This is a genomic window from Micromonospora sp. WMMC250 (assembly GCF_027460215.1).
In the GTDB taxonomy this organism is placed as follows: Bacteria; Actinomycetota; Actinomycetes; order Mycobacteriales; family Micromonosporaceae; genus Micromonospora; species Micromonospora taraxaci.
Genome location: NZ_JAPZBJ010000002.1, coordinates 5167188 through 5183945 on the forward strand (window position 1 = coordinate 5167188; position 16758 = coordinate 5183945).

Below are 16758 nucleotides of genomic sequence, written 5' to 3' on the forward strand. Positions count from 1 at the left end.
GCTCAGTCGAGATCGGCGAGGACGGAGCGCAGTCGGTCGGCCAGCGCCAGGTCGCTGCGCGCGAGTTCTGCGGTCAGTGCATCGGTCGCTGCGGCCCAGGCGCGGTGCAACTCGGTGGGGGTGAGCGTGCGGACCAGAGCGGCTTCGAGGGGCGCAGTCACATCGGTGGGGAGGAGGTGGGCGCCCTTTGCGTAGTTGGTGGGATGGCCCAGGCGGAGGCTGGCCAGCGCGAGTATGTGGCCGCGAAGCGCGCTGATCCAGTACTCGGCCTGCCACCACCGGCACCGCTGAATCGACACCCAGGCGTGCAGGGCATGGTGCCACGCCATCCCGGCCAGGTGGTCGCGGCTGGGTGGCGGAACGGCTTGCGGGTTCGCGGCATGCCCGAAGACGGTGTGCCAGCTTGGGCCGAGGGGGCCGAAGTCGGCTTCCGGTGTGAACGCGATGTCTACTTCGAGGCAACCGGGAAGCAGGAAAACCCGGTATGTCGTCGCACCGGACGGCAGGTCCCAGTGGTGAACCGCGCCGAAATCCTGGTACAGCCGTTCGGTCCAGCGGTGCATTGTCACGTCGAGTGGGCCGGCGACGGCAAACGCAAGGTCGACATCGGACCATTCGTCCGCGCAATTGGTGGCATTCGATCCGGTGATCGCAGCACCCACCACGACGGGGTCCGCATCGGCCAGGTCCAGCAGACGCTGTTGAATCGCGTCACGTTCCCGGACAGAGAACACGGCCCCACCCTAACCTCTGACCGGTGTCGACCGCCGTCGTGGTGGCTGCGTCGGCAACAGGAACAGCGACGAGGCCGCCGAGCTGCTGGCCGAGTTTCGGGCGCAGCGCTCCGCGCGGTACGGGCGTTCGGATCCGCCCGGCGACCGCTATCCTGCCAGGGCCGCGCGCCGGATGCGTCGACTGTCGGTGACAGTGATGCCGACCAGGACGCACACGGCGAGAGCTACGACGAGGATCGGGGCCAGCAGGGCCAGGGCCGGCGTCGAGCCGACCAGCAGTGCCAGCCAGGCCAGCCGCGACGGCGGAAGCTGTCCGAGGAGTACGTATTCGGAGCCCATTCGTCCGAGGACGAACAGGACCGGTCCGCCGACGATGAGGACGATCCAGGTGGCCGGGGTGCTCCCCAGGGGTTCGTGGAGGACGAGGTCCATCCCGGCCGAGGTGGCGATGACCCCGGTAATCAGGACGGAGTAGACGTAGGGCGCGAGGCGCACCGCGTGGCGCGGTTGCCCGTGCGCCGATCGGTCGACGAGCTTGTTGCTCTGCAGCACGTAGATCTGCCAGAACAGCAGGGCCGTGACGATCGCGGCGAGGAAGGCTACGGTGCGGACCGGTGTGTAGTTCGCGATGGCGAATTGCAGCGTGGCCATCAGCGTCAGCTCACCGAGGGCCAGGATCGCTATTTGTTGGTATCGCTCGCCGAAATGGACGCTGAGTCGAGCGTACTGGTCGAGCGGAATCCGACCTCGCCCCGGCGTCGGGTAGCGCAGCGCCGAGGCCGCGTAGTCGACGGCGAGCGCGCTCGCCCACAAGCCGGTGCGCCAGCCCGGTCCGGAGAGCCCGCCGGCGATCCACAGGGCTCCGGAGAGCACGAACCAGAAGAGAAGCCGTTGCTCCCGGGCGTGCGCGCGTCGAGGGCGCAACGCGACGATCAGCAGGGTTTCCCGTCCGAGGTGCAGGCCGACGTACGCCCCGGCGAAGAGGAGACCTCGACCGGCGTAGGCGCCTGGCACCGCGACCGCCATCAGGGTTACCCCGAACATCGTGGTGGCGATCACCGCCTGGATCGCCCGCAGCCCGGGGTCGTAGAACTCGGTGGTGACCGCGGTGACCGACCAGGTCCACCAGGCGGCCAACAGCAGGATGAGTCGCTGCCCCAGCCCGTCCCAGGTGGGATGCTCCGCCAACTGCATCGACAACTGGGCGAACATGGCGACGTAGAAGACGTCGAAGAACAACTCCAGCAGCGTCGCCCGATTCGACGACTTGGGGTTACGCCGAGGCTCGGTCGGTTCGGTGCTCGTCATCTGTCAGCCGTTCCGCTGTGCCCTTCCGCTGAGGCTGCACGCCACGGTCGTGACGATTCTTCGGGCCGACGTGTGCACCCGGGGCCGTTGACAACGGCACATGGCGACCAACGAGCAGATCAGATCAGAGTTACCAGCGCCGGAGCGTCCGCCACCCGCCAGGTGAATCGGCGTTCACATCGAACGACGTACTGATCGGTAAACGCATCCCGTCCGTTAGGCAGGTGGGTGGGCGCAGACGCGTGCCGCCAAGAGACGGAGGAATCGAATGATCACTACATCGCGCTTCCGGGCTCGCGCGCTCGCTGTCGTCGGCCTGGCCGGCGTCCTGGCCGCGGTCGGCGGGGTGCCGAACCAGGCGTCCGCTACCGGCGTTGGCGTACCGTCCGCGAGCGCCGACGCCAGCCGGGCCGACAGCCCGCGCATCGCCCCGGAGATCAGGCCGCCGGCGGGATCACGCCCGGTCGGCGCGTACCTCGTCCTCCGCGGAACGCAGACCTACACCTGTGCCGGCGGCGTCTTCACCGGAGCGTCGGTGCCCGAGGCCCAGTTGTTCGGCACCGGCGGACGTGTCCACCACTTCAAGGGTCCGAGCTGGCAGTCCGCGCGGGACGGTTCGTTGATCACGGCGAAGAAGACCGCGGAGAGCCCGCGCCCGGGGACGATCCCCGAGCTGTTGCTGACGGTGGACACGCACTCCGGCACCGGCATCCTGAACGACGTCGCGTACATCAGCCGTCTGTTGACCTCGGGTGGTGTCGCCCCGGCCGGCCCCTGCACCGACGGCGTGACCGCTGCCGTGCCGTACGGCGCGGTCTACGTCTTCTGGACGGCGAAGGGGTAACGCCGGCAACCCGTTCGGACACCGGCCCCCCATGGCCGAGCGTCGATGTTAGCGCCAACGCGCGCCGCTCCGAACCGCTTCGCCGGGTGGTGGCCTGCCGTTGGTCGCGGGCGATGGATCATGTCACGGGTTGCGCCGTGTCATTCATCGATGTTCCCAGCACGTTACGTCTTGACGAACGCCATGTTATCGCTCACAGTCGATGCCTAAGGACGACGAGATGTTGGCTTTCCGGGCAAGCCCTGCTTCGTCGATCTCGAATCAGGCGTGCGCTAGGGCATCCAGGCGTCTTGTTAACGCTAACGCTGGGATGTCTGGTCCCGGCCACGCGTCGCGGTGGGCCCAGCTCCGGGCAGGCCGTTCGGCTCTTGGTCATTTGAGGAGGATCATGTCTGCCCTAGATAGGTCTGCGTCGATCGCGCCGCCCGCGCGGCGGCGCTCATGGCTGCCCCGGCTTCTCGCCGCCGGCGCGGCGGCGGTGATGGCCGGTGGTGTCGCCGTGGCGGTGGTGCAGTCACCCGCCGCCGCCGCGACTGTCGACACGAGCGCGTGGTACGTGTTGGTCAACCGCAACAGCGGTAAGGCCCTGGACGTGTACAACCTGGCCACGAACGACGGTGCTCGGATCACGCAGTGGACCCGGAACAACGGCAACCAGCAGCAGTGGCAGTTCGTCGACTCCGGTGGTGGTTACTACCGGTTGAAGTCGCGGCTGTCGAGCAAGGTGCTCGACGTCTACCAGCGTTCGACGGCCAACGGCGCGGCGATCGTGCAGTGGGCCGACAACAACGGCACCAACCAGCAGTTCCGGCTGGCCGACTCGGACGGCGGCTACGTCCGGTTGATCAACCGGAACAGCAACAGGGTCATGGAGGTGCAGGGCGCCTCGACCGCCGACGGCGGAAACATCGTGCAGTACGACGACTGGAACGGCGCCAACCAGCAGTGGCAGCTCGTCCGCGTCGACGGGAGCACCCCGCCCACCACCACGCCGCCGCCGACCGGCACCTGCGACCTTCCCTCGTCGTACCGGTGGTCGTCGACCGGCGCGCTGGCGCAGCCGAGGTCCGGGTGGGTGTCGCTGAAGGACTTCACCGTCGCGCCGTACAACGGGCAGCAGCTCGTCTACGCGACCACGCACGACTTCGGGTCGAGCTGGGGTTCGATGAACTTCGGCCTCTTCAGCAACTACAACCAGATGGGCTCGGCCAGCCAGAACGCGATGAACTCGGGAACTGTCGCGCCGTCGCTGTTCTACTTCGCGCCGCGCAACATCTGGGTGCTGGCCTACCAGTGGGGTGGCCCGGCGTTCTCGTACCGGACGTCGACTGATCCGACCAACCCGAACGGGTGGTCGTCGCCGCAGACGCTGTTCAGCGGCAGCATCTCCAACTCCAACACCGGCCCGATCGACCAGGCGGTCATCGGTGACGACCAGAACATGTACCTGTTCTTCGCCGGTGACAACGGCCGGATCTACCGGGCGAGCATGCCGATCGGGAACTTCCCGGGCAGCTTCGGCTCCAACTACACGACGATCATGACCGACACGACGAACAACCTCTTCGAGGCCGTCCAGGTCTACAAGCTCCAGGGCCTGAACAAGTACCTCATGATCGTCGAGGCGATCGGCTCGACGGGCCGCTACTTCCGCAGCTTCACGGCCACGAGCCTGGGTGGTACGTGGACGCCGCAGGCCGCGTCCCAGAGCAACCCGTTCGCCGGCAAGGTCAACAGCGGTGCCACCTGGACCAACGACATCAGCCACGGTGAGCTGCTGCGGACCAACGCCGACCAGACGATGACCGTCAACGCCTGCAACCTGCAACTGCTCTACCAGGGTCGTTCCCCCAGCTCCGACGGCGTCGACTACGGGCTGCTGCCGTACCGGCCGGGTCTGCTGACCCTGCAGCGCTGAGCCGGGTCTGGTGACCCTGCGACGCTGATCCATGGAAGGTGGCCCGCGACGGACGATTCCGTCGCGGGCCCATCCTTGAGGAACGACCAGTTGGGCGGGCCGGCGCCACCCGATCGTCACCCCCGGTGGATTAGCGATCGTGGATAGAATCGGGCCGTGGCTCGTGAATACGACACCCAGCTCATCGAGTCGGTCGCGGTCCGCCGTGCCCGAATGCGTGAGCTGCTGCTGTGGGGCAGGCAGCGCCGCGTTCGGGCCACCGGTGACGGGTTCCGCTGGTTGCGGATCGGGCTCGTGTTGGCGGCCGTGGCCTGCGCGGGGTGTGTGGGCTGGTCCTTTCTCAAGGGCGTCATCGCCGACCAGCAGAAGGCGCGCAACCCACCATCGGTCCAGTCGGAGGGGGCGCGATGACCCAGACGCAGCCTCCCACCGCCGCGGGCCAACTCAGCCGGGTGACCCTGGCCGGGGCGCGCCGTCGCATCGACCTCGTGCTGCCGGCCGACGAGCCGCTGGGCCTCCTGCTGCCCGAGATCGTCGCCATGGTCGGGCACCAGCCGGTGGACGACTCCCGGGGCTACCAGATCAGCACCCTCGACGGCACAGTGCTCGATCCCGCCGGCAGCCTGCGGCAGGCGGCCGTCGCCGACGGCGCGATGCTGCGGGTCGACCCGATCTCCGAAGCGCCACCGGCGGCGATCGTGCACGACGTCGCCGACGAGGTCGGCGACGACCTTGCCCGGCGCCACGGACGATGGGGGCTCGCCCCACGAATGTGGACCGCCACCGCCGTCTGCCTGGTCGCCGCCAGCCTGGCGGCGGTGCTCGCCGCCCCGCAACTCGGGCCCGTGGGGGTCAGCGCCGTCGGGGGTGTGGTCGCGCTGACCGGCCTTGTCGTCGGGCTGGTAGGCAGACGGGCCGTCGGGATCGCAGCCCTGCTCAGCGGTGCCGCGATGACGATGACCATGGTGCCCGGGTTGACGAGCGGGGGCACCCTGCGCTGGGCGCTCTGGGCCATCGGCGTCGGCTGCATCGTCATCGCTGTGGGAGCGGTGACGGGCAACCGCCGTGCTGGTTTCCTCGGTGGCGGCACGCTGCTGATCCTGGTGGCCGGTTGGGGCGTACCCCTGGCGTTCGCCGTGCCCGCCGAGCGCGTCGCTGCGGTGCTGACTGTCGTGTCCGTGGGAATGCTGGGGTTGCTGCCCCGGATCGCGATGATCGCGTCCGGGCTCACCCGCCTCGACGACCGGCGGAGCAACGACGACGTGGTGAGCCGCGTCGCGGTGGTGGCCGCAGTCGACTCCGCACATCGTGGGCTGGCCGTGGCGACGCTGGCGACGGCGACGTCGGCTGCGCTCGGCGGCCTCGTCCTGGCCGCCGCGGCGGGTCCCTGGGTTCTGGTGTTGGCCGCCCTGGTGGCGGCCGCCCTGCTGCTGCGGATGCGGGCGTTCCCGCTGACCGTCGAGGTGGTGGGGCTGGTGGCTGCCGCGCTGGTGATCGCGGGCGGCCTGCTGACGCGTTGGGCACGGGATGCCCCCGGCCTGTGGTGGGGCCCGGCGCTCGTGGCGCTGGCCTTCTGCGCGGCGACTCTCGTGATCCTGGCCTACCGGCCGCCGTCGCACGCTCTGGCCCGAGCCCGGCAGTACGCCGACCGCGTCGAGGCGCTGACGGTGATGGCACTGGTCCCCGTCGCGGTCGGGGTGTTCGGGCTCTACTCGCGACTACTCGACACGTTCTGATTAAGGCGGTGGCATGAGTGCTCCACCGGTTCCCGGGCCGACCCATTCCGGGGGGCACGGATCGCACCCACCTCAGCGGCGGCTGACGAGAGGCTCGACCACCCCCGCCGCGGCCCCCCGCCCGCCGTCGTCGGCACCGGCCCGACCGGCTCCGACCCCTCGGACGCCCGGCGAGGCGGCGAGGTCGGAGGCGGACGACCTGTCGCTCGTGCGGCGCGTCCTCCCTGGCGACCCGGCCCTGCGGCGTTTCTGGCGCACCGCCAGCCGCATGTTCACGAGTGGCCGGGCAACCCGGGAACTCGCCGACCTCGCGGCCGAGGTGCAGGTGCCGGTCCACACCGGCCGGCGCATCGCGGTGGCCTCCGTACACGGTGGGGCGGGCAAGACCACTGTGGCCGCGGTGTTGGCGTCGGTCTTCGCGACGCGGCGGGCGGATCCGGTGCTCGTCGCCGACGCCGACCCGTACGAGGGGTCGCTGACCTGGCGACTCGGCGCGCCCGGCGAACCGCCTCTGGAACGGCTCGCGCCCGACCTGATCGCCGCTCGGGGCGGCGACCTCCGCGCTCTCGAGCCGCTCCTTCCGCGTACCGGAACGGGTTTGTGGGTGTTGCCGAGCGGCACCTCGAACCCGACCCTGTGCAGCGAGGTGACGCGGGCGCTGTCGCGGCTCTTCGCTGTCGCCGTCGTCGACTGCCCGCCCGGCCTGGAGTCCCGCACCTCGGCGGCGGCAATGGCCGACGCCCACTCGGTGGTGCTCGTCGCCGCGGGGACGCCGGACGGTGTCCGGGCCACCTACCAGGCGCTGCGCCGGATCGTCGACGGCGGGTACGGGGCGTGGCTGGCACGGGTGGTGGTCGTCCTGAGCACCAGCAACCCCGACGGGCGCACCGCGCTCCTCGGCGACGCCGCCCGCGAGCTGATCGAGAACACCGGCGTACCGGTGGTGGTGTTGCCCTACGACCGTCACCTGGCGGGCGGCGCGCTCATCATGCCGTCGCGGATCGGCGAGGCGACGCTCGTCGAGGCGACCCGCGCGGCCGGCCTCGCGCTGACCACGGCCCGGCGGATGTGACCGGAGGACGCCCTGATGTCGACGCGTATGGTGCACCGCCCAACCCGGGCCGCGAGGCCGGTATCCACAATGGAACCGCTGGTGCTGGACGCGCCACCGCAGCTTCCCGACGGCCGATCCGCGGTGGGGCTCCAGGCGCTGCTGCCGATGGCCGGCGCGGGCGTGGCGATGAGCATGATGATGTTCATGCGCGGCTCCGGCTTCGCGGCGTTGGGCGCGGTGGTCATGGTCGTCGCGCTGGCCGCCGCCGGGGCGATGTACCTCACCCAGCTCGGTAAGGCCGGTCGGCAGCGTCGGGTGCAGCGCGAGCGGTACCAGGACTACCTGGAGGAGCTACGCGAGCAGCTTCGCGAGGACGAGCAGCGCCTCCAGGAACAGGCGACAGTGCTGGATCCGCCGGTCAGCCGGCTGCTCGACGTGATCCGCAGCCCGGCGCGCCTGTGGGAGCGTCGTCGCGCGGACATCGACTTCCTGCGGGTACGGGTGGGCATGGGCGCGCTACCCGTGCGGCCGATCCAACTGCGCGAACAGAGCACACCGACGAACCCGCTCGACCCCTTCATGCGCCACGAGGCGCAGTCCCTGATGCGCCGATTCGAACTGACGCCGGGGCTACCGCTCCGGGTCGACCTGGACTGCGCCGGCGATGTCAGCGTGATCTCACCGGACCGAGACGAGGTGGTGGCCCTCGCCAGCGCCATCCTCGTCCAGGTCGCCGCCCTCCACGCCCCGGACGACGTGACGCTCGCGATCGTCACCACGCCGGAGCGGGCGACGAGCTGGCAGTGGGCGCGTTGGCTGCCGCACCTGCTCGACCGGTCCTCGATCGGTCCGAGCGGCCCGACCCCGCTGCTGGTCACCGCACCCGAGACGCTCGCCGAACTCCTCGCCGGGGACCTGGAGGAGCGGGCAACGAGCGCACTCAAGTCGTTCCGCCACAACGCCGGACGGGCCGAGGCCCGTACGCGGTCGCGGCTGCTGGTCATCGACGACGCCCACGGCCAGGTGGCCCGGGCGCTGGCGAGCCCCGACCAGTTCGTGGGCCTCGGCAGCCTCGGTGTCACAGTGGTCCACCTGCTCGCCGACCGGCTGCACGAGCCCGGCGACATCTCCCGGCGGATCACCATCGACGGCGGCTCGCTCGTCCTGGAGGACCTCACCGCGTCGCCGCCGACGACAGTGGTCGGCGCCGTCGACGAGGTGCCGGTGCCGCTGGTGGAGGGCCTCGCGCGGGGGATCGCACCGCTGCGACTGTCGGCCGACTCGTACGACGACGGCACCGGCACGCCGCCGGCCGACTTCCAGGACCTTCTGGGGTTGTCCGATCCGATGAATCTGGACCTCGCCACGCTGTGGCGGCCCAGGGGCGAGCGGGACTTCCTGCGCGTACCGATCGGTGTCGACCCGGTGGGACGCCCGGTGATGCTCGACCTGAAGGAATCCGCGCAGCTCGGCATGGGCCCGCACGGGCTGTGTGTCGGCGCCACCGGGTCGGGCAAGAGCGAGTTGCTGCGGACGCTCGTCCTCGCCCTGGCGGCGAGCCACCCACCCGAACGGTTGGCGATGGTGCTCGTCGACTACAAGGGTGGTGCGACGTTCGCACCGTTCGCCGAGATGCCGCACGTGTCCGGGCTGATCACCAACCTGGTCGCCGACGCCGCGCTCGTGGAACGCATGTACACGAGTCTCGACGGCGAGGTGCAGCGCCGCCAGCAGTTGCTCGCCGACGCAGGCAAGGTCACCGACATCGTCGAGTACCACCTGCTGCGCGCGGTGCAGGGCGAGCGCAGCACCCTGCCCCCGCTGCCGCACCTGCTCGTGCTCATCGACGAGTTCGGCGAACTGCTCGCCGCCAAGTCGGAGTTCATCGACCTGTTCCTGCGGATCGGGCGGATCGGCAGGTCCATCGGGGTGCACCTGCTGCTGTCGAGCCAACGGGTCGAGCAGGGCAAGATGCGCGGCCTGGAAAACTACCTGGCCTACCGCCTCGGGTTGCGCACCCTCACCGAGATGGAGTCGCGCACCGTCCTCGACACTGTCGACGCGTTCCAGCTTCCTCCTCTGCCCGGCAACGGGTACCTGAAGGTCGACGTCTCGATCTACCAGCGGTTCAAGGCCGCCTACGTGTCCGGTCCCCTCACCGACGGAGCGGACGCCGAACTCGCCCCGATCGTCGGCCCGATGGCGAAGCCGATGCCGGTGTTCGGCACCGTCCGCCGGGAGACCGACGACGACGTCCCCGAGGAGCCGAAGGCGACCAGGCGCACCACCGGCCCGACGTTGCTGTCGACAGTGGTCGAGCAGATGGCCACGAGTGACCAGCGCGTCCAGGCGATCTGGCTGCCGCCGTTGCCACCCGCCCTCACCCTCGTCCAGGTGGCCGACGGGATCCGCAGCACCCCCGAAGGGCTCCGGCTGGACCTCGCCGGGCAGTCCGGCACCGGGCTGCGGGTACCACTCGGACGCCTCGACGACCCGGCCCGTCAGTGGCAGGGCCCCTGGCTGGTCGACCTGGCCAGCGGCGGTGGCAACGCACTCGTGCTCGGTGGCCCCGGCACCGGCAAGACGACAGCGCTGCGCACCTTGGCGCTGGGTCTGGCCACCACCTACCGTCCGACCGACGTCGGCATCTACGGCATCGACCTGCTCGGCAACGGACTGGCGGGACTGACCGGGTTGCCCCACGTCGGCGGCGTCGCTGCTCGCGAAGACCGGGAGCGCATCCGCCGCACCGTCGACGAGGTGCACGCCATGCTCGCGCAACGCCAGCGGATCTACACCCAGCACCAGTTCGACACCATCGACGACCTCCGGGCCGCCGACGAACGCGTACGCGCGGAGGTCGGGTGTGTCGACGTGGTGCTGCTGATCGACGGGTACGGCCAGCTCAACACCGAGTTCGAGAGCCTCGAACCCAAGGTGCACGACCTGCTCGCCAGAGGCGGCCGCTACGGCATCCACGTGGTCGGCACCGCCCGGCGGTGGAACGAGGTTCGCGCCGCCCAACAGGTTGCCTTCGCCAACCGCATCGAGCTGCGGCTCACCGAACCCGCCGAGTCCAGCATCGACGGCAGGCTGGCCCGGGGCATCCCGTCGGACCAGGCCGGCCGGGCGCTGACCAGCGGCAAGCTGTTCGCCCAGATCGCTCTGCCGCGCCTCGACGGTCAGCCGGATCCGGCGAACGCCGGCCTGGTCGCGGCGGCCGAATCGGTACGGGGGTCGTGGTCGGGCCCACTGCCACCACCGGTGCGGGTGCTCCCCGCGGTGCTTCCGCTGGCCGACCTCGCCGACACGCCGGCCGGGCACGGGGTGGTGCCCTTCGGCCGGTTCGAGAGCGACTTCACCCCCGCCGTGCTCGACCTCTTCGGTCAGGACCAGCACTTCTTCGTCCTCGGCGACCCCCGTACCGGTAAGACGAACCTGTTGCGGCTCGTGGCCGAGGAGTTGATGGGGCAGTACTCATCCGACGACCTGGTGTTCGCCGTGTTCGATCCACGTCGAGGGCTCGCCGACGTGGTGCCGGACGCCTACTGCGGCGGATACGCCACCAACGCGACGCTCGCCCAGCAGCTGTCGGCAGCGGTGTGCGAGGAACTCGCGAAGAGGCAGCCCTCCGATTCGGCGCGGTCACGGATCGTGCTGCTCATCGACGACTACGACATCCTCGCCGCATCGGCCAGCCACCCGCTCGGTGCGTTCGTCCCCTACGTGGCGGCCGCGCGCGACACCGGGCTGCACGTCGTCATGACACGTCGGGTGGCCGGCGCCTCGCGCGGCCTGTTCGAGCCGTTCCCACTGGCCGTGCGCGAGGCCGGTTGTCTGAGCCTGCTCATGTCCGGTGACCGCACGGAGGGGCAACTGTTCACCGGGGTCCGGCCGACGGTCCTGCCGGTGGGGCGCGGGCAGCTCATCCGCCCCGGTCACCCCCCACGCATGACGCAGACCGCGTACCTCGGCGAGACCAAGGAGCACTGATGACGTACGACACGGTGGCCCTGTGCCGCTCCGAGCCCGACGCCGCCACGATGATCGGTGCCCTGGTCGCGGTCGGTTCCGACCTCAAGATGGACACTGTCGACTCTGCCGGGTTGGTGCAGTTGTTTGACCCTGCCGACGGTCGGTTGTTGCTGACCGTCGAGACCGCGCGGCTGGTCCAGGTGCCGGGGGAGGCGGAACGGTTGCTCGGTGTCACGCTCGACGACTCCTTCGGCGGCAGAGTCTGGTGGGTGGAGAGCCGGGCACCGGACGGTGACCCGCGGGCCGCCGAGGTGACCCGCCGCTTCACCACCGCGCTGGTCTCGTTAACGGGAGGACTGACATGGGCGGACCGATGACCGGCGCGACCGACACGATCACCGACCGGGCCGTGGTCCTGCACCAGGACCGAGCGGTGGTCGGCCTCTCGCCGTGGCTCGCCGAAGCGGCCGTCGACGCGGTCCGCAACGGGTTGCTGCTCCAACTCGTCACACCGGCCGACGGCGCCATCACGTACCCGCTCGAAGTGATGCTGGCGCAGGCACAGGGGCAGTGGGTGGTGCGTGCCGGCGACCAGTACCGCGACGGGCTCACCGGGCTGCCCCTGCACTGGGACGGCCGATGCTTCTCGGCGTCCAACGGGTCGCACACCGGTGGTCCGCTGCCCACCGCCGTACCCTGGTCCGGCGGTCTGGAGATCCAGATCGTCACGCTGCACCCGGCCACCGAGGCTCTGGACCTCGGCGCCAGCACCGAGGCCGCCGTACGCGCCCTCACCGGCAACGATCCGGTCGGGTGGGGCGTCGCCGAGCCGGTCACCGAGCGGTGGTCGCGCCGCGAGCTCACCTCGTTCTGCCGTACGCGGGCACCGGCACCATCCAGCGTGGCGATCGTCGGCGGGGAGCGACGTTCGGCGCTGCTCGGGGTCCTGACTGTCGAGCGGGTCGACGTCGGCGTCCGCGAACAGCTCCGACTCGCCGGCCCTCCGCTGTCCGAGGTCGATGAAGAGACGGTCGAGGCACTCGCCGAGAAGTTGGCGACGACAGTACGCAGCATGATCGTGACCGTGCACCCGGGCCGAACCGGCGGGCTACGGTCCAGCACGCCGAGCCTCCCCGCGCTGCCGCTGGGCATCCTGGTTGGCCGTCAGGAACAGGCGCTCGACTCCGAGCCGGAGGTGATCCCGGGCCGGGCGCTCGGCCGGGGCGCGCGCCGCGCGTGGTGGTACAGGGTGGACCGGGGGCCGGGCGCCCCGTACGAGAACCTCACCGCGGTGTTGCGCAGGTACGGCCTGAGCACCGCCGGCCAGGGCGCCGGCTGACCGACTAGAGCGGTTCGTGTGCGCGGTCGAGGAACGAGCTGACACTCTCCGCCTCGGCGCGGGTCTTCTCATGCAGAGCCGGTTCGTTGGCCAGGCGGTCGAAGTAGCTCTTCTGGTCGGGGCCGCCGAGATCAAGAATCGTCGGAATGGTGATGATCGTCAGGGGCCACTGCAGGCGAGGAGTGGCCTCTTCGAGCAGGTCGACCACCCGGGCTCGTTCCGAATCGTCCAGCTGATCGGGCCCGATTTGGCGGAGCCACCGGACCAGACTCTCCGTCGCCCCCTGCAGGATGAAGAAGACCCAGGACCGACCGATGCTGTCGACGACGTCGTCCGGCGGCGTCGTCCAGGTCGCGCCGAAGACGGCCCCCGCGTCCAGGTACGCCTCGGCCCAGTCACGGACCTTCTCGGGTGTGACGTCGACGAGGGTCGGCATCGACTGCTTGAGCTTCGCGTACAGGATGAACCAGTAGTCGTCGAAGAACGCCCGGGGAAGACCCCAGTCGGTCTCGTCGCCGTAGCGGTCCCTGACGTCCACCAGGTGGGCGAGACACAACTCCAACGCCCGTACGGCCTCAGCCCGCTGCTGTGGGTCGGGCGGCAGCTCTCGCGTCGCCTTGCCACGCTCGACGGGATCCGCCAACCGCCATGGGAGTGGCAGGGCGGCCAGCAATTCGGGGGCAACCCAGGGACCGGTCACCGGAAATCAACTCCGCAGCGTGCGTATCGGCTACGTCCAGGCGGACACGCTCAGCTTCCTGCCACCTAGCTTTCGATCGGCGTGCCGTCCTCGGCCCAGCGTTGCCGGCTGAGCATCCTGCCCTGGTTGTCGAACTCGACCCGGCTGGCGGGGTTGCCGTTGCGGTGCCACTCCTCGTGGACGCCGACAGCTGTGCCGTAGCGGACGTTGCCCTCAGCCTTGCGCTCGCCGGTTGGGTACCACTCGGCCGAAGGGCCGTCCTCCATGCCCTCGAAGTACGTGGTGAGGGCGATGACCTGACCTTGCGGCGAACGTTCGACCACCTCGCCGGTGAACGGCTCGCCCTGGTAGGTCACCCGCAGGTCGTCCTCGGTCTCGACGTCGTCGTAATCGACTCGCATAGTGCTTACTCCGGGATGAACGCGCTGTCGGGGTGGCCACTGTCATAGGTGAGACGCCCGGCGTTGCTGGGCGTACCCGCCAGCAGCCTATGGCAGTTCGCGCAGCATGGGGCGGGCACTGGCCCCTCGTTTCGGAACGGGAATCGGTTGTCGACACGGAACTCGGACATCACCGAGGCATCGACGTCCGCACCGCGCCGCCACAACATCTCGTTGACGGCCTTGACCTCGGCGTGCCGCAGCGGGTTGTCACCGTGCGGGTACGGGGTCATTACCTGCTCACCGTCGCGCATCATCGGGGTGCCGTCGCGGTTGTACTGCGGGTACGGGCCGTTGGCGCGCATCTCATCGAGGCGATCCCGGAGTACCGGGTGCAGATTCTCGTCGGGGATGACGTCGCGCGGACGTCCGTTGACACCCTCGAAGATTTCGCCAGTGCGTAGGTCCACCGCGACCGAGTTGACCGGCCCCGCGTCCTTCGCTGAGAACTCGCCGTTGGTGCGCATGTTCCGGATCTCGTCAGTGCGTCGGGTGGCCGTGTCACGCAGGTACTCATCCAGCGGCTTGCCGTCGACGTGGGTGATGAGACCGTCGGCGTCGCGGGTGAGGTCACCCTCCACCCGGCCGAGTTCCTGGGGAACGGTGCGGTCGTTCGGTATGCGCTGTGTCCCGTCGGGCAGCCTGTTGTCGTCCGGGGTATTACCGGGGGTGTCGTCCGGCGTGTTGCCCGGGGTGTCGTCCGGAAGGTTGCCGGGGGTGTCGTCGGGGAGGTTGCCGGGGGGGTCGTCCGGAAGGTTGCCGGGGGCGTCGTCGGGGACGTTGCCGGGGGTGTCGTCGGGGACGTTGCCGGGGGTGTCGTCGGGGACGTTGCCGGGGGTGTCGTCCGGGACGTTGCCCGGGGTGTTGTCCTGGACGTTGCCCGGGGTGTTGTCCTCCGGCAGGGTCCTGGTCGGCGGGTTGTCGCCTGGCACGTCTCTGACGGGTGGGGTGTCGCCCGGTAGGTCTCTGACCGGTGGGGTGTCGCCCGGTAGGTCTCTGACCGGTGGGGTGTCGCCTGGCACGTCCCTGACGGGCGGCGTGTCCCCCGGGAGGTTGGTGCCGGAGCCAGGGCTGTTGCCTCCGGGACGGTTGCCGCCGTCCATGTTCATCGGATTGCCGCCGCGCTCGTTCGGCATCTCGACGTCGAAGCCGCGTGTGGTGGGCACGTCGCCGGCGATCGAGGGCACCAGCCCGAGCTGCGGAATCTGGATGTCGAACTTCTTGGCGAAGTTGATGGCGACCTCGCCCACGGTGGGCAGGTTGTCGAGCCAGTTGCCGGCGCGGACCAGTCCGGCGCTGATGCGGGCGGCGGTCGCGCCGCCCCGGATGCTGTTGACGGCTGCGCCGGCGCCGCGCAGGCCGGAGGCGGCGCCCTTGGTGCCGACGACGGCGGAGACGATGTTGAACGCGGCGAGGCCACCTGCCCTCGACTTGTCCTCACCCCACATGTCGTAGGCGATGATGGTCTTACCCGCGTTGAGCAGGAGATTGCCGGCTTCGCGTTTCTCCATGAACGGCATGCCGACCGTCTGGTCGATCACGATGGTGACCGGGTTGATGTAGATGGAGACCGCCCAGACGAACTTGCCGAGGCCCAGCCAGGACTGACCGGCGGTGTCCCAGCTCCATTCGCCGGTGGTGGGGTCACGGCCGATCAGCGCACCGAGGTCTCCGAGCATGGTGACGAAGCCTTCGCCGACGCCGCCGAAGAACGCGCCGACGTCACCGAGGAAGCCACGGTCGTGTTCCTCGGTGCTGCCCCAGGGCAGCGCCCCGTCCTCACCCGCCGCGGCGTTCAGGGTGTTGGCGTCGAAGCCGTACTCACCGTCTTCGACTGTGCCGTCGGCGTTGTCGGCCCGGTACTGGCGGCCACCGTAGAGGGCGTTGATGGTGTTGGCGCACTTGCGTTGCGCTTCGAAGAACGCGGCGACCTGCGTGTTCACCGCGGAGATCAACCCGTTGTGCTTGTCGACCTTGCCTTCGTCCTCGCGCCAGTCCTCGTCGCCGTTGGTGGAGGCGACGAACTGTTCGGCCTGACTCTTGAGCGCGGCGAGTTGGGCCTTGATCTCCTTGACCTCGCTGGCGTACGTGGCCAGGGCGGTGCCGACGGCCTGGACGTCCTCGCCGACCGACGCTGACACGGTGCGGATCGGGCCGGAGGCGGCGAACAACTGTGCCGCCTCCGGCGCCTCGTAGACCGCGGCCAGACCTTGCCAGGTGGTGTCGACAGCCTGGCCGGTGTTGGCGAAGTCGACGCCGGTGGTCTTGATCGTTTGTGCGTGGGTGGCCAACAACTCCATGTTGCCGGGGATCTGCGGGATCTCACCCGGATTGATCATCGTGGCACCGCCTGACGGCCCGGGCCCGGCATCGTGGCCGACGGGTCGGGTGCCGCCGAGGCGCTGCGCTGCGCGTTGGCTGCCATGTCCAGATCGCCCTGGACATAGGCGTTCGTCGCCTGCGCCGCCGCATTCATACACGCCCCCGTGCGAGTGAACACGAACTCGAGGTCCTTACGGATCGACTCCACGAAGCCCTGAAGCGCCTGCCCGACGATCTCCGAACTCGACTGGACGGCAGAACCCTCCAGTGCCGAGTTGAAGTTCTTCATCTGCCCCTCGAACGGGGCGGCCGCGGCATGCGTGCGATTCAGGACGTCACGCACTCCACCGGGGGAGATATTCCAGGCGCTCACGCTAGTGCTCCCTCG

The 16758-nt window shown here is 69.8% G+C and carries 14 protein-coding genes; 8 read left to right on the plus strand and 6 right to left on the minus strand.

Annotated features, from left to right (window positions below; genetic code table 11):
- Positions 1 to 2 precede the first annotated feature (2 nt).
- Both O3438_RS23320 and O3438_RS23325 read right to left on the minus strand, forming a co-directional pair.
- Positions 3 to 734: a hypothetical protein gene (locus O3438_RS23320; protein WP_269681903.1), complete on the minus strand. Its 732-nt coding sequence runs from the start codon at positions 732 to 734 to the stop codon at positions 3 to 5.
- 147 nt (positions 735 to 881) lie between these two features.
- Positions 882 to 2042 (minus strand): low temperature requirement protein A, encoded by a 1161-nt coding sequence (locus tag O3438_RS23325; protein WP_269681904.1) that lies wholly within the window; start codon positions 2040 to 2042, stop codon positions 882 to 884.
- A gap of 268 nt (positions 2043 to 2310) precedes the next feature.
- On the opposite strand from O3438_RS23325, the gene O3438_RS23330 reads away from it, so the two are divergent.
- From O3438_RS23330 to O3438_RS23365, 8 genes are all read left to right on the plus strand, one after another.
- A complete protein-coding gene (locus O3438_RS23330) occupies positions 2311 to 2886 on the plus strand; it encodes a DUF3455 domain-containing protein (RefSeq protein ID WP_269681905.1) in 576 nt (191 codons plus the stop codon).
- A 388-nt stretch (positions 2887 to 3274) separates the two neighbouring features.
- Positions 3275 to 4804: a non-reducing end alpha-L-arabinofuranosidase family hydrolase gene (locus tag O3438_RS23335; protein ID WP_269681906.1), complete on the plus strand. Its 1530-nt coding sequence runs from the start codon at positions 3275 to 3277 to the stop codon at positions 4802 to 4804.
- 156 nt (positions 4805 to 4960) lie between these two features.
- Positions 4961 to 5215 (plus strand): hypothetical protein, encoded by a 255-nt coding sequence (locus O3438_RS23340; RefSeq protein WP_269681907.1) that lies wholly within the window; start codon positions 4961 to 4963, stop codon positions 5213 to 5215.
- Positions 5212 to 6540 carry a type VII secretion integral membrane protein EccD gene (gene eccD, locus O3438_RS23345; protein ID WP_269681908.1) on the plus strand — a complete coding sequence of 443 codons (1329 nt, stop codon included), beginning with the start codon at positions 5212 to 5214 and terminating at the stop codon, positions 6538 to 6540. Before O3438_RS23340 ends, eccD begins: the two co-directional genes overlap by 4 nt.
- A gap of 268 nt (positions 6541 to 6808) precedes the next feature.
- Positions 6809 to 7612, plus strand: coding sequence for a MinD/ParA family ATP-binding protein (locus O3438_RS23350; protein WP_269681909.1), 804 nt, complete (start codon positions 6809 to 6811; stop codon positions 7610 to 7612).
- Between the two features lie 69 nt (positions 7613 to 7681).
- Positions 7682 to 11587, plus strand: coding sequence for a type VII secretion protein EccCa (gene eccCa, locus O3438_RS23355; RefSeq protein WP_269681910.1), 3906 nt, complete (start codon positions 7682 to 7684; stop codon positions 11585 to 11587).
- Positions 11587 to 11946 (plus strand): hypothetical protein, encoded by a 360-nt coding sequence (locus O3438_RS23360; protein ID WP_269681911.1) that lies wholly within the window; start codon positions 11587 to 11589, stop codon positions 11944 to 11946. The genes eccCa and O3438_RS23360 overlap by 1 nt, the downstream gene beginning before the upstream one ends.
- Positions 11931 to 12908 (plus strand): DUF6177 family protein, encoded by a 978-nt coding sequence (locus O3438_RS23365; RefSeq protein ID WP_269681912.1) that lies wholly within the window; start codon positions 11931 to 11933, stop codon positions 12906 to 12908. Before O3438_RS23360 ends, O3438_RS23365 begins: the two co-directional genes overlap by 16 nt.
- Positions 12909 to 12912: 4 nt before the next feature.
- Here O3438_RS23365 and O3438_RS23370 read toward each other — a convergent pair whose 3' ends face one another.
- The 4 genes from O3438_RS23370 to O3438_RS23385 form a co-directional block, all read right to left on the minus strand.
- Positions 12913 to 13608, minus strand: a complete 696-nt coding sequence (locus tag O3438_RS23370) for a hypothetical protein (protein WP_269681913.1) — start codon at positions 13606 to 13608, stop codon at positions 12913 to 12915.
- A 65-nt stretch (positions 13609 to 13673) separates the two neighbouring features.
- Positions 13674 to 14009 carry a toxin-antitoxin system YwqK family antitoxin gene (locus O3438_RS23375; RefSeq protein ID WP_269681914.1) on the minus strand — a complete coding sequence of 112 codons (336 nt, stop codon included), beginning with the start codon at positions 14007 to 14009 and terminating at the stop codon, positions 13674 to 13676.
- 5 nt (positions 14010 to 14014) lie between these two features.
- Complete coding sequence (locus O3438_RS23380) at positions 14015 to 16387, minus strand: YwqJ-related putative deaminase (protein WP_269681915.1); 2373 nt, start codon at positions 16385 to 16387, stop codon at positions 14015 to 14017.
- On the minus strand, positions 16384 to 16743 hold the full coding sequence (locus tag O3438_RS23385; protein ID WP_269681916.1) for a DUF6507 family protein: 360 nt from the start codon (positions 16741 to 16743) through the stop codon (positions 16384 to 16386). The genes O3438_RS23380 and O3438_RS23385 overlap by 4 nt, the downstream gene beginning before the upstream one ends.
- Positions 16744 to 16758 lie beyond the last annotated feature (15 nt).